General features: G+C 67.4%; 19 protein-coding genes. 14 read left to right on the forward strand and 5 right to left on the reverse strand.

The genetic code is table 11. The features are described from left to right. The 11 genes from V5F61_RS16340 to V5F61_RS16390 all read left to right on the forward strand — a co-directional run bounded on the left by V5F61_RS16340 (nt 1) and on the right by V5F61_RS16390 (nt 6,525). Nucleotides 1-552 carry a hypothetical protein gene (locus tag V5F61_RS16340; protein ID WP_393989870.1) on the forward strand — a complete coding sequence of 184 codons (552 nt, stop codon included), beginning with the start codon at nt 1-3 and terminating at the stop codon, nt 550-552. Further along, nucleotides 545-1,318: a 4Fe4S-binding leucine-rich repeat protein gene (locus V5F61_RS16345; RefSeq protein ID WP_393989869.1), complete on the forward strand. Its 774-nt coding sequence runs from the start codon at nt 545-547 to the stop codon at nt 1,316-1,318. Before V5F61_RS16340 ends, V5F61_RS16345 begins: the two co-directional genes overlap by 8 nt. Beyond that, the gene (locus V5F61_RS16350; RefSeq protein ID WP_393989868.1) at nt 1,315-1,632 is read left to right on the forward strand and encodes a nitrogen fixation protein NifZ; all 318 of its coding nucleotides are present in this window, start codon (nt 1,315-1,317) and stop codon (nt 1,630-1,632) included. Before V5F61_RS16345 ends, V5F61_RS16350 begins: the two co-directional genes overlap by 4 nt. Then, on the forward strand, nt 1,632-1,871 hold the full coding sequence (locus V5F61_RS16355; protein WP_393989894.1) for a nitrogen fixation protein NifZ: 240 nt from the start codon (nt 1,632-1,634) through the stop codon (nt 1,869-1,871). The genes V5F61_RS16350 and V5F61_RS16355 overlap by 1 nt, the downstream gene beginning before the upstream one ends. A 42-nt stretch (nt 1,872-1,913) precedes the next feature. Then, nucleotides 1,914-2,243, forward strand: a complete 330-nt coding sequence (locus V5F61_RS16360; RefSeq protein WP_393989867.1) for a DUF3024 domain-containing protein — start codon at nt 1,914-1,916, stop codon at nt 2,241-2,243. A 72-nt stretch (nt 2,244-2,315) separates the two neighbouring features. After that, complete coding sequence (locus tag V5F61_RS16365; RefSeq protein ID WP_393989866.1) at nt 2,316-2,576, forward strand: hypothetical protein; 261 nt, start codon at nt 2,316-2,318, stop codon at nt 2,574-2,576. Nucleotides 2,577-2,684: 108 nt separating this feature from the next. Continuing rightward, nucleotides 2,685-3,797 carry a DegT/DnrJ/EryC1/StrS family aminotransferase gene (locus tag V5F61_RS16370; RefSeq protein WP_393989893.1) on the forward strand — a complete coding sequence of 371 codons (1,113 nt, stop codon included), beginning with the start codon at nt 2,685-2,687 and terminating at the stop codon, nt 3,795-3,797. A gap of 104 nt (nt 3,798-3,901) precedes the next feature. After that, nucleotides 3,902-4,219, forward strand: coding sequence for a ferredoxin (locus V5F61_RS16375; protein WP_393989865.1), 318 nt, complete (start codon nt 3,902-3,904; stop codon nt 4,217-4,219). 579 nt (nt 4,220-4,798) lie between these two features. Next, nucleotides 4,799-5,023, forward strand: coding sequence for a hypothetical protein (locus tag V5F61_RS16380; RefSeq protein ID WP_393989864.1), 225 nt, complete (start codon nt 4,799-4,801; stop codon nt 5,021-5,023). Between the two features lie 239 nt (nt 5,024-5,262). Beyond that, the gene (locus V5F61_RS16385) at nt 5,263-6,021 is read left to right on the forward strand and encodes a 4Fe4S-binding leucine-rich repeat protein (RefSeq protein WP_393989863.1); all 759 of its coding nucleotides are present in this window, start codon (nt 5,263-5,265) and stop codon (nt 6,019-6,021) included. 180 nt (nt 6,022-6,201) lie between these two features. Continuing rightward, on the forward strand, nt 6,202-6,525 hold the full coding sequence (locus V5F61_RS16390) for a hypothetical protein (protein ID WP_393989862.1): 324 nt from the start codon (nt 6,202-6,204) through the stop codon (nt 6,523-6,525). A gap of 199 nt (nt 6,526-6,724) precedes the next feature. Here V5F61_RS16390 and V5F61_RS16395 read toward each other — a convergent pair whose 3' ends face one another. Then, nucleotides 6,725-7,237, reverse strand: a complete 513-nt coding sequence (locus V5F61_RS16395; RefSeq protein ID WP_393989861.1) for a hypothetical protein — start codon at nt 7,235-7,237, stop codon at nt 6,725-6,727. Nucleotides 7,238-7,468: 231 nt separating this feature from the next. Here V5F61_RS16395 and V5F61_RS16400 point away from each other — a divergent pair, with 231 nt between their 5' ends. Continuing rightward, nucleotides 7,469-7,714, forward strand: a complete 246-nt coding sequence (locus V5F61_RS16400; RefSeq protein WP_393989860.1) for a hypothetical protein — start codon at nt 7,469-7,471, stop codon at nt 7,712-7,714. Nucleotides 7,715-7,796: 82 nt separating this feature from the next. Then, nucleotides 7,797-8,036: a hypothetical protein gene (locus V5F61_RS16405; RefSeq protein WP_393989859.1), complete on the forward strand. Its 240-nt coding sequence runs from the start codon at nt 7,797-7,799 to the stop codon at nt 8,034-8,036. Nucleotides 8,037-8,061: 25 nt separating this feature from the next. On the opposite strand, the gene V5F61_RS16410 is transcribed toward V5F61_RS16405, so the two are convergent. The 4 genes from V5F61_RS16410 to V5F61_RS16425 form a co-directional block, all read right to left on the reverse strand. Continuing rightward, nucleotides 8,062-8,496 carry a group II truncated hemoglobin gene (locus tag V5F61_RS16410; RefSeq protein WP_393989858.1) on the reverse strand — a complete coding sequence of 145 codons (435 nt, stop codon included), beginning with the start codon at nt 8,494-8,496 and terminating at the stop codon, nt 8,062-8,064. A gap of 150 nt (nt 8,497-8,646) precedes the next feature. Then, nucleotides 8,647-8,814 (reverse strand): hypothetical protein, encoded by a 168-nt coding sequence (locus V5F61_RS16415; protein ID WP_393989857.1) that lies wholly within the window; start codon nt 8,812-8,814, stop codon nt 8,647-8,649. 32 nt (nt 8,815-8,846) lie between these two features. Beyond that, nucleotides 8,847-9,179: a DUF6156 family protein gene (locus V5F61_RS16420; protein ID WP_393989856.1), complete on the reverse strand. Its 333-nt coding sequence runs from the start codon at nt 9,177-9,179 to the stop codon at nt 8,847-8,849. A gap of 62 nt (nt 9,180-9,241) precedes the next feature. Further along, a complete protein-coding gene (locus V5F61_RS16425; RefSeq protein WP_393989855.1) occupies nt 9,242-9,691 on the reverse strand; it encodes a Rieske (2Fe-2S) protein in 450 nt (149 codons plus the stop codon). 218 nt (nt 9,692-9,909) lie between these two features. On the opposite strand from V5F61_RS16425, the gene V5F61_RS16430 reads away from it, so the two are divergent. Continuing rightward, a complete protein-coding gene (locus V5F61_RS16430) occupies nt 9,910-10,560 on the forward strand; it encodes a glutathione S-transferase family protein (RefSeq protein ID WP_393989892.1) in 651 nt (216 codons plus the stop codon). Nucleotides 10,561-10,564 lie beyond the last annotated feature (4 nt).

The raw sequence follows: 10,564 nt of genomic DNA on the forward strand, positions 1-10,564 counted from the left end.
ATGACGGCGACCGTTCCGGACGGCGACGCGGACGTTCTCACCCCCGAGGCGCTGATGGCCAGCGCCGTGATGGGCGGCGGGCTGCCGCCGCAGGCGGAGGCGCACCTGGAACAGGCGGGCCTCTCCTACCAGCAGTCGGAGGTGGCGCTCGCCCACCTGCGCGCCGCGCAGGAGATCGCGCCGGGCCATGTGGCGGTGCTGATCGGGCTCTACCGCTTCTATTTCTACAAGGGGCGGCTTGAGGAGTGCCTCACCGTCGCCCGCGAGTGCCTCGCCAAGGCGCAGCGGGAGACCAACCTGCCGGCGGACTGGCGGGACGTGCAGCCGGGCGATGCGGAATTCTCCCGCTACGACCGGCTGATGCCCCGCTTCTTCATGTTCACCCTGAAGGGTTACGCCTATCTCCACATGCGCCTGGGCGCGCTGGAGGAGGGCCGGGCCGCGGCGGCGAAGCTCCTCGAGCTCGACCCGTCCGACAAGATCGGGGCCCGGCTGCTGATCGATGTGCTGGAACGGGCGGAAGCCGCCCGAGCGGAGCAGGACGATGACTGACGACATCGACGAGGCGAAGAACTGGCTCGGTGACGACATCGACTGCGCGACCTGCGCCCACCAGGAGATGCTGGCGACCGGCCGGTGCCGCCTGAAGCACGCCTGCGTCAACGACCGCTACGCCCGGCGCATCGACCGCTTCTTCAACTGGAACCCCGAGCTCGCCAGCGGCTATGTGCGGCACGAGCATTTCGAGGTGCGCGCCATCGCCGCCAAGCACGCGGACGTGTTCGTGCTGCCGCCGCTGCTCGACGACCCCGAGGAGACCGTGCGCTGGAACGCCGCCCGGCGCCTGCCCAAGCGGCTCATCCTGCGCCTGCGCACCGATCCGCACCGCGAGGTGCGCATCCGCATGGTCTCCCTCCTCGACGACGCCGAGCTGATCCCCATGCTCGCGGACCCGGACTATTACGTGCGCCTCGTGGTGGCGCGCCGGGTGGCCCCGCCCCTGCTCTCGCGCATCGTCAACGACCCCGAGGAGCAGGTGCGCAAGGTGGTGGCCCAGCGCCTGCCGGCCGAGTGGCTGCCGAACATGATGACCGACCCGGCCGCCACCGTGCGGCTGGAGGTGGCCCAGCGCCTGCCGCCGGACCTGCTCTCGGGCCTGATCCGCGACCCGGACTGGCGGGTGCGCCACGAGGTGGCGGGCCGCATCGGCCTCGACCATATCGACCCGCTGCTGGACGATGCCGACGAGTTCGTGCGGGAGGTGGCCCGCACGCGCCGCGACGGCGGCGCCCCCCTGGTGAAGGAGATGCCGCGATGAGCAATATCGTCCGCGACAGCGATGTCGTCGAGATCACCGAGCCGCCCTATTTCTCCTTCGGCGAGAAGGTGAAGGCGAAGCGGGTGATCCGCAACGACGGCACCTATGCCGGCAAGGAGATCGGCGAAGTCCTCGCGCGCAAGGGGGAGATCGGCTACGTGGTCTCCATCGGCACCTTCCTCCAGCAATTCTATATTTACGGCGTGGAATTCACCGAGAGCGGCAACCGCGTCGGCATGAAGCGCAAGGAACTCGATCCCGCGAACCCGCGGGACGAGGAAGATATTCCCCTGCCCGGAGCACCCAGCGCATGATGTTCGATCCCCGCCTCCCCAAGTACGACTGGGGCATGAAGGTGAAGACTCTCATCGAGCTGCGCAATGACGGCTCCTTTCCCGAGGCGCCCGAAGATGCGCTGCTGGTGGGCCTTGGCACGGTCGGCGAGATCGTGCAGGTGGGCACCCACACCGAGACCAATACCCCCATCTACCTGGTCGAGTTCAGCGAGCGCATGGTCATCGGCTGCCTCGAGGAAGAAATCGAGCCCGTGTGAACGGACCTCGCGGCCGGCGGACCCGCGCGAGAGAGAAGGCCGATGAGACCGCCCCCTCATCCCAATGATCTCGACCGCAAGCGGATCGAGCGGACGCTCAAGGGCCGCAAGCGCTATCGCTATGTGGAGCCCCGCGTGATGGCCGCCCCGGACGGCTACCGCATCGAGAGCGCCTGCTGCTCGCGCAACGTGGACCCTGAAGGCGGCGTGGTGGACATCGCCCTGCTGCGGTTCGATGCGGACGCCGGCACTTGGCATCTTTTTCGCAAGAACCACAAGACGAAGTCCTGGGAGTTCGACAGCACGCATGGGCGGCTCGCCGAGCTTCTGGTGCTTCTGAACGACGATAGCGAACGCAAGTTCTGGCAGTGAGGCGCGCCCGCCGCGGCGCGCCCTCCCCGGCCATCCGGCGGCCTTGCGCAGCCAAAGCGGAGTTGAGCGGACATGGCATTGAGCGACACCGACCTGTCGGAAATCGAAAATGTGCTGACGGCGCAGGATCTTGCCATGCCGGTGTTCAGCGCGCTGCGCGCCCGCCTGCCCAAGCTCTCCTGGACCCAGTGCGACGCCTCCGACATGACCGAGGCGCCGTTCCGCAGCTTTGCGGCGTTCGAGATCCACCTCATAGACACCTCCGATCACTGCGTGCAGATCACCTCCGATCCCGCCCGCGCCACCGGCGTCATCCTCGCCAAGAAGAACTGAAGACGGGAGCGCTGTGCGATGATCGACGACGACCTTGTCGCAGACCTGACGGACGACATCGGCGAGGATGCCGCCGAGGCCACCTTCATCCCCCTCTCCGACCCCGACATGACGGTGGCCGAGCTGGAGGCGGTGAACCTCGCTCTGCAGGCGCCGCGCCTGTCCGCCGGCCCCACGGTGGAGGCCTTCGAGGAGGCGTTCGCCGCCTATCTCGGCCGCAAGTATGCGGTGGCGGTGCCGAGCGGCACCATGGGCCTGCTGCTCACACTCCACGCCTATGGCATCGGGCCCGGAGACGAGGTGATCGCCTCCCCCTATTCCTTCCGCGAGACCGCCCACGCCATCAGCCTGTGCGGGGCGCGCCCGGTGTTCGCCGACATCGACTACTGGGCCGGAACCCTCGTGCCCGACAAGGCGGCCACGCGCATCACCGAGAAGACCAAGGCCATCGTCGCCTGCAACAACAACGGCCATCCGGCCGCGTGGGAGGGCCTGCGCGCCCTCGCCAAGGCGCACAACCTCATCCTCATCGAGGATTCCACCGAGGCCATCGGCTCGCGCTACAAGGACGCGCTGGTGGGCACCTTCGGTGACACCGCGGTGTTCGACTTTTCCCAGCCCTCGCCCCTCACCTGCGGCGAGGGCGGCATGGTGGTGACCAACGACATCGACGTGGTGGTGGCCCTGCGGCGCTTCCGTTCCCACCGGCTGGACGAGCGTTCCTCCGTGGTGGTGAGCATGACCGCGCCCTACCAGGCGCCCATGAGCGACGTCACCGCCGCGCTCGGCCTCGCGCAGCTGCAGCGCCTGGAGGAGATCCTGGAGCGGCGGCGCTATGTGGAGCACCTCTATTACAAATACGTCCAGTCGTTCGAGGGCATCAAGGACCCCTACATCGGCCCGGACGTGACCGAGGTGCACTGGTTCCTCTACGTGGTGCACCTGGGCACCCGCTTCTCCAAGTCGAGCCGCGACGCCATCGTGGACGACCTGAAGGTGGAGAAGGTGGAATCCACCGGCTACGCCAACCCGCTGCACCTGCAGCGCCACTATTTCGACCTCGGCTATCGCCGCGGCGACTATCTCGTCACGGAGAAGGTGGCCGACCGCGCCATTGCGCTGCCGTTCCATACCCACCTGACCGAAGACGAAATCGAGTTCATCGTCGCCACGATGAAGGATGCCTCGATCAACGTCGGGGCGGGCTCGGCCATCTACTAGGCCGTCGCCATGCGGGAGGATGCTCTTGCTGGGCGGAGCGCGCCGCGGTTGGGCGCGCCAAGAACATTCGCATCAATAATATTTGGAAATGACAGGAGTCGTTGATGTCCACCGTGACCATTAAGGTTCTTCCCGTTGGAAAGACCGTCGAGGCCGCCGAAGGGGCGAACCTGTTCGAGATCCTGACCTCGGTGGAGCCGCGCCTGCTCGACCGCCAGAAGGACGACAAGGACGGCAGCTATTCCCACGTCTTCGTCCAGGAAGGCCGCAAGGGCCTCTCGAAGACCAGCCGGGAAGAGAACGAGAAGCTGGATACCCTCGTCGGCGTGGGCTCCAAGTCGCGCCTCGCGTCCATGATCACCGTGCTCGGCACCGAGAATGTCACGGTGGAGCTGCTGGGCTTCGATTACGCCGGCCTCTGAGCGCCTCTCGACGGCCGGCGCCGCCCTTTGGCCGCGCCGGCCGTCCCGCACGAGCCGCAGGGCCACGCTTATGTCGCGCGAAAGCGGCCCCCTTTTTCAAGCGATGTCCCTGAACCTCCCGCGGCCGGCGTTCCACGAAGTCCGCGCGCGATCCGAGCGAAACGGCCCACACGTAAAAGCCGCCGACCGGCATTCGCGGGCATAAGGCGAAGACGTGATTGGATCACACGGCCGCCCTGGTATCGAACTTGCTTGGAAAATCAGTGCGGACGCCGACCCAGCCACCCCGCCCCCTCGGGGCCGAAGGGCCGGCAACCGAGATGACGCGAGCTGCGGCCGCGAGCCCCATGCGGCAGAGGCCCACAGCACGACAATTCTGGGAGTGAAGAGATCCGCGCACGCGGAAATGACGAGTTTCGTCCCATCCAACGCCACTCTGTGACTGCTCAACTACCGGAGCAGGCAACTGCGGCGAAGCAAAACCGACACGGTTGGCGGGATGAGAACATCGGGCACCGATATCACCGGCGCCCTGTCCGAAAGTCTACAGCAGACGCGTTTTCAAAACGGAGAGCACAGATGGACAATCAGAAGGTCATCATCCACGCCCGCTTCTCGCCCAGCGGCAACGTTGTCGAGATCGGCGAGCGGCCCTCGACGCTGCCGCCCCAGGATTGGTTCAACTACCTGGCAGAGCACGCCGCCAACGCCTATCAGGCTCTGGCCGGTGGCCGCGGGGTATTCCGCCTGGAACCGTCGCAGCTCGCGGAATTCAAGGCCCCCTTCGACTCGAAGGCCGCGTGACTGCACCTCACGTAACTACGGCACCCCCTTGGCCGCAGCAATACGGACAACTACGTAGCCACCTCCGCCCCGCGCCGCCTTCCCGGTGCGGGGCGCCGGACCTCACGCCTTCGCGATCCGATCGGAAGCCGGCAACTCTGGCAATCCGCACGAACCGCCACTAGCTTTGCAATAGGGCGCCGGGCAATGGAGGCCGCATGCAAGGGGCGCCTTCCCGCGCGGGTGAGGAGGTTTCGTCCATGGTCGCTACCAGCGAAGTTCAGCTCGAAGCCCTGGATTGGCAGGGTCGCCCCCTGCGTTGCCAGGATTGCCCGCACGAGGACATCCACGCGGAAGGCCGCTGCGACCTTGGTGCGGTGTGCGTGGCGGATCGCCGCCGCAAGCGCATCGATAACTTCTTTCGACGCAACGAGGAGCTGGCCGCGCGCTATCTGAAGCACCCCTATTTCGAGGTCCGCGTGCTCGCCGCCCGCCACGCCAGCCTCTTCGCCATCCCCGCCTTATTGGCGGACCCGGAGCCCGACGTGCGGGCCGAGGTGGTGGCGCGCCTGCCCGCGAGCCGCGTCGCCGCGCTGAAGGCCGATCCCGAGCCGGAAGTGCGGATCGCCGTCGCACGGCGGCTGGAGGGCGCGGCCGTGGTGCCCCTGCTTTCGGACGAAGACTACCGCGTGCGCGTAGCCGCCGCCCGACGCGCGCCGCCCGATGCCCTGGCGTTCAGCCTGCGCGACCCGGAAAGCGAGGTGCGCCGTGAGGTGGCGCGCCGCGTGGAGGGGCCGCAGCTTGAACGCATGGCTGCCGATCCTGATCCGCTGGTGCGGATGGTGGTGGCCGAGCGCCTGCCGCAGGGCCGGCTGAAGCTGCTGCGGGACGATGCGGACATGCGCGTGCGCTTCGCCGTGGCCGAGCGCACAACCGATGCAGCCGACCTCAACGCCCTTGCGGAGGACCCCGTCCCCGAGATCGCGGAGCTCGCGCGGGCGCGCCTCAAGCCCTGCTGACGGAGGAGGGGCGAACCTCCGGCGCCGGGCACGTCATGGTCGTTGGCCGGCTTGATTTCGGATGAGGCGGATTTTACCTTATCGTCTGCGCGACAAGCTCGTGTTTGGTTTCGCGTTGCTGCTCCCGCGCAGCTTTCGCACGGCGCCGCGCCCGTCCCGATGCGCTTCACGAGGCCTGACATGAGTGTGATCACGCACGATTTCGGCGCCGACAAGCGTCGCACCCAGCAGCGCTTCCGAAAACTCCTGAGCCTGGACGCACTCCACGAAACCAATGTGGAGGCGAACCCGCTGCCCTATCTGGAACGCGCCAGCGAGCGCATCTTCCAGCTGGAAAAGGCGCTGTTCGAGGCCGTGCTGGCAAGCCGCCCCGCCGCCGGCGAGGAAGCGGGAACCGACACCGTCACCATCGATGCCGGCGAATATCGCCGGCTGCGGGCGACGCTTGCGGTGGTCGAGGCGGCCCACGCCCATTTCTCGGCGGATGACGAGGACAGCCTCTGAAGCCTCCCAGCGCCGGCGGCGATGGGCGAGGCCCATTTCGCCGCGCTGTGGGAGAGTGGATGGCCCCGGGCCGCAATTTGAAAAAGGCGGCTCGGAGCGCGATCGAGAGCTCCGAGCCGCAAGGTGCGCGCCATCCCGGACGGTGAACCGGCCGGGCATTGGATAAGCGCGACGACCGCAAGGGCCGCGCGAGATCCGGCTACGCCACAAACCATCGGGGGGCACGCCCCCTGCCCCGCGCCGCTGCGGGGGTCCAGCGATAGAGATCGCCCCAGCCACTCGCGGCCCGCATCTGATGAATGAAGCCCTGCGCGCCCAGCGCCTCCGCGAAGCCCTGGCGGTCGCCGGTCTTCACGCTCGCGAGCACCGCCACGCCGAGCCCCTTCACCTCCCCCAGCAGACCGGCGAAGAGATCGGTGCCGCGGAAGGCCGGCGCCATGGCCGCATAGGCCACATGGACCGCGGGATTGTTGCGCAGGCCCCATTCCAGGTCGTCGCGTCGCGCCAGCAGCGCGCCGACGATGCCGCGCTCATTGTCGATGGCAATGGGGGAAAGGCCAGAGGCGCAGCATGCCGCCACCTCGGACAGGATCGCTTCCTGCTCGCCCTCGTCCTCAAGCATGAAGGGCACGTCGCCGGAGACACGGCGCAGCAGGCCCCACAGGCCCTGCACATCGGCGAGCGAGGCCTTTCGCTGAGTCAATTCAGCCATCTCGCATGTCCAATATACGACTAATGAATGCTCGAAATTTATGGCGAGGCGTCACCTCGTGCAAGTTCAAAAAATTGATTTGGCGCAAATCTGATGATTTGATCTAGACTTTCTCATGCCAGTGAACGGCGCCGAATCCGGCGCGTGAGGCGCACAAGGCGGGTTGGCAAGAACCTTGCTGAAGGCTCCTCATCCGGCCCGCGTGCGTGGGCGTTTCACTGGAGAAGGTGCATGTCGACCCCGGATGGTTTCTTTGTGGATTGGGACGGAAATCTCCGCAGCACGAGCGATCCGGGCGGCGGCTACCTGTGCGAAACCGACACCGTGGCCCGTTATGTCGCCATCACCACCAAAACCGGCACGCTGGTGCACGAGGCGACCTTCTACAGGTCGGTCGCGGACGTGGAGAAGGCCGGTATCCGCGCCGGCCTGGTGCCGGGCTCCCATCCCTGGGGCAAGAAGGGGGACGGCTTCTGAGGCGCCACGGCGCACGTCCCGCTCCCCGCGTCCCGGCCACGGCCGGGGCGCATCCGCAAACCGCCGAGCCGAGAGGTGAGACATGCTGCCGACGACCATTCTCATCGACGAGGCGCCCCGCTGCGTGGTGCGCCCCAACGACATGAAGGCCCTCAACCGCTTCATCAAGAATGGACGGGACTACCTGCTGGCGGGTCGGCCCGATGGCAGGATCACCCATCGCGGCGCCTCCGAGCCGGAATTGGCGCGCTGGCAGGAGGGCTTCGCGCTCCACAAGGCCTGGGGCGGCGAAGACGAAGATTTCTTCGGAGTGCCGCTGTAGCGGCCCCCCCCCCCGTCCGCTCAGCTCAGGGACGCGCGGCGTGGCCGGCAGTGTCGTGGGGATTGTCGCCGGTGTTGCGCATCCAGTCCGCGAGCTTGGCCATGGCGCCGTAGAGCTCGTCGCGCGCCGCCAGGTCGGCCACCGTCTGGTCGAGGGCGCCGCGCATGCACAGCAGCCACGCGTCCCGCTCCGCCGCGCCGATGGGCACATGCATGTGCCGCTGGCGCATGCGCGGATGGCCCTTCTGCGGAGAATAGAGCTTGGGGCCGCCAGTCCATTCGGTAAGATAGCGCTTCAGGTCGCCCTTCAGGGGCGTGAGGTCCGGGGCGTGCAGCAGGCGGATCTCGCGGGCCTCCGGCAGGTGGTCCATGCGGGCGTAAAATTCCTCCACCAGCCGGTCGATCGCCACCGCGCCGCCGATGCGCTCGTACATGCTGGGGGTGTCGGCTGCGTCGGACATCTCTTTCCTCGACCATTGGCGGGGCGCCCCCGCTGGAGACCATGCGCGGGGCAAGGCCCCGGCCGGGCGGACGAAAACAGGTGCGGGCTCTCCCTGCAAGAGCGCGGCCAGCGTCCGCGCGCCGCAGCGGCCGGGCTCCGGCGCCGCGGGCTATTCCTCCATGCTGGGCAGGAGAACCACCTCCGCCGGCGCGCCCGGCCCCTGGGATTCCACGAAATCAAGGGCACTGACAAGAGAGAGGCCACCATCGGCCTCCATCAGCACCACCGCCTCCCCCGGCATGCGGGACAGGGCCTCCATGAGCTGCGCGACCGTCATGCCGGGCTCCTCCGCGTGCTGTAGCGCCGCCGTCAGCCGGCGGCCACCGGCGCCCCCGCCTCGTCGAAGGCAAGGACCACCGTTTCCTCGTCCATGGTCACCTCCGCCCGGCTCAGCCGGCCGTTGGCGTGGTAGTCGTAGCGATGCGCCAGCTCCACTTCTCCGTAGACCATCTTGTCGAAGCCGGTGAGCATGCCGGCGGCGTCGAAATAGGCGCGGATGAAGGTGTTGCGGTGCGTCAGGTGCTCCGCCTCGATGGGCTCCACCAGCTTGAAGGGCACCTTCACGCCGGTATAGGTGAGGAAAAAGCGGCAGGACGCGCCGCTTTCCGGAGCGTCCTGCTCCGCCGCGTCGAAAGAAGTCATGAAAACCTGCGTGCCGGTTGAAAAGGAAACCCCGCGCCGATGGGGCGCCATTCGGTGACGCTTCAATCGGGAGAGATCATGATCTCCATGGTGTCGTCGAGATCGTCATAGGGGAAGGGCCGGCCCTCCTCCTCCACCAGCGGCACCCCGCACAGACATACGTCCTCGCCCACCACCACGAGGGCGACGGGCTCCAGGCTCTGCTCCTTGCAGGGCCCCTCAGTGCAGGCACCGCTCTCGATATCGAACAGGGCGCCATGCCGGCCGCACCGGAGCATGGTGCCGTCCTTGTTGAAGAATTCCCCGCTGCCGACATTGAGCCAGGTGCCCTGGTGGGGGCAGGCGTTCACATAGCCCACCACCTCCCGCGCGCCGGTGCGGACCACGAGGATGCGGAACGGGCGCGCCGTGCCGTCCTCGCCCAGGCGGGACAGGCTGAAGGCTTTCGCCTCGCCCGGATCGATGTCCTCGATCTCGCAGATGGCATAGACCTCGATCTCGTCAGCCGACATGGTGCCCGTCCTGCTTTTCTTCTTGTGCGCGCACGTCGCCGGCGCCCGATCTTGTCGCGAAGGGCACAGGGATGTCGGGTTCTGTTCCCGACAACCTGCGCCAGCTCCGAATTGACCCGATAATTGCATGAAGCATGCCGCCGCCCGGCGGGCGGACAGGCGCGGGCCGCACCATCCCCACAGGGCCCGGCGGAAAAGACAGGTCGCGCATGGCCAAAATGAAGTTCTACATGACCCCCGGATCGTGCTCGACCGCGATCCACATCATCCTCGAAGAGCTGGAGGAGGTGTTCGAGGCCCACATCGTCAACCTGCCGGCCGGGGATCACTTCAAGCCCGAGTATGTGGCCGTCAATCCAAAGTCCACCATCCCCGCCCTGGTGCGGCGCGACGGCAGCGTACTCACGGAGATGGTCGCCATCGGCTACTGGCTCGGCAGGAGCCGCCCGCGCGCCGGCCTGTGGCCCGCCGACGTGGAGGCCGAGACCCGCGCCCTCGAAGCCATGACCTATGTGGTGAACACCGTGCACGGCCAGGGCTTCGCCCGCATCTTCGCCACCCCGAGCTTCACCGGCACCGGCGTGGACCAGGAGAAGATGAAGACGCTCGGGCGCGACATCGTCACCCAGGGCTTCTCCATCCTCGACAAGGCGCTGGAGGGCCGCGACTACGTGGCCGGCGCCTTTTCCGTCGCTGATCCCTTCCTGTTCTATGTGGAATTCTGGGCCGACAAGACCCAGATCCCCCTGCCGCCCAACCTCGCGGCCCACTACCGCCGGCTGCTGGAACGCCCGGCTGTGCTGCAGGTGCTGCGGGAAGAGGGCTACAACCCTGCCACCCTCGGCGGGGCGGCGCGCATCCTCAACTGAGGGA

The organism is Xanthobacter sediminis, assembly GCF_043195015.1.
GTDB lineage: Bacteria > Pseudomonadota > Alphaproteobacteria > Rhizobiales > Xanthobacteraceae > Xanthobacter.

Bases quoted from the DNA above. Each gene is read 5' to 3' on its own strand.
- V5F61_RS16340 (WP_393989870.1), top strand. From the start codon at position 1: ATGACGGCGACCGTTCCGGACGGCGACGCGGACGTTCTCACCCCCGAG.
- V5F61_RS16345 (WP_393989869.1), top strand. From the start codon at position 545: ATGACTGACGACATCGACGAGGCGAAGAACTGGCTCGGTGACGACATC.
- V5F61_RS16350 (WP_393989868.1), top strand. From the start codon at position 1,315: ATGAGCAATATCGTCCGCGACAGCGATGTCGTCGAGATCACCGAGCCG.
- V5F61_RS16355 (WP_393989894.1), top strand. From the start codon at position 1,632: ATGTTCGATCCCCGCCTCCCCAAGTACGACTGGGGCATGAAGGTGAAG.
- V5F61_RS16360 (WP_393989867.1), top strand. From the start codon at position 1,914: ATGAGACCGCCCCCTCATCCCAATGATCTCGACCGCAAGCGGATCGAG.
- V5F61_RS16365 (WP_393989866.1), top strand. From the start codon at position 2,316: ATGGCATTGAGCGACACCGACCTGTCGGAAATCGAAAATGTGCTGACG.
- V5F61_RS16370 (WP_393989893.1), top strand. From the start codon at position 2,685: ATGACGGTGGCCGAGCTGGAGGCGGTGAACCTCGCTCTGCAGGCGCCG.
- V5F61_RS16375 (WP_393989865.1), top strand. From the start codon at position 3,902: ATGTCCACCGTGACCATTAAGGTTCTTCCCGTTGGAAAGACCGTCGAG.
- V5F61_RS16380 (WP_393989864.1), top strand. From the start codon at position 4,799: ATGGACAATCAGAAGGTCATCATCCACGCCCGCTTCTCGCCCAGCGGC.
- V5F61_RS16385 (WP_393989863.1), top strand. From the start codon at position 5,263: ATGGTCGCTACCAGCGAAGTTCAGCTCGAAGCCCTGGATTGGCAGGGT.
- V5F61_RS16390 (WP_393989862.1), top strand. From the start codon at position 6,202: ATGAGTGTGATCACGCACGATTTCGGCGCCGACAAGCGTCGCACCCAG.
- V5F61_RS16395 (WP_393989861.1), bottom strand. From the start codon at position 7,237: ATGGCTGAATTGACTCAGCGAAAGGCCTCGCTCGCCGATGTGCAGGGC.
- V5F61_RS16400 (WP_393989860.1), top strand. From the start codon at position 7,469: ATGTCGACCCCGGATGGTTTCTTTGTGGATTGGGACGGAAATCTCCGC.
- V5F61_RS16405 (WP_393989859.1), top strand. From the start codon at position 7,797: ATGCTGCCGACGACCATTCTCATCGACGAGGCGCCCCGCTGCGTGGTG.
- V5F61_RS16410 (WP_393989858.1), bottom strand. From the start codon at position 8,496: ATGTCCGACGCAGCCGACACCCCCAGCATGTACGAGCGCATCGGCGGC.
- V5F61_RS16415 (WP_393989857.1), bottom strand. From the start codon at position 8,814: ATGACGGTCGCGCAGCTCATGGAGGCCCTGTCCCGCATGCCGGGGGAG.
- V5F61_RS16420 (WP_393989856.1), bottom strand. From the start codon at position 9,179: ATGACTTCTTTCGACGCGGCGGAGCAGGACGCTCCGGAAAGCGGCGCG.
- V5F61_RS16425 (WP_393989855.1), bottom strand. From the start codon at position 9,691: ATGTCGGCTGACGAGATCGAGGTCTATGCCATCTGCGAGATCGAGGAC.
- V5F61_RS16430 (WP_393989892.1), top strand. From the start codon at position 9,910: ATGAAGTTCTACATGACCCCCGGATCGTGCTCGACCGCGATCCACATC.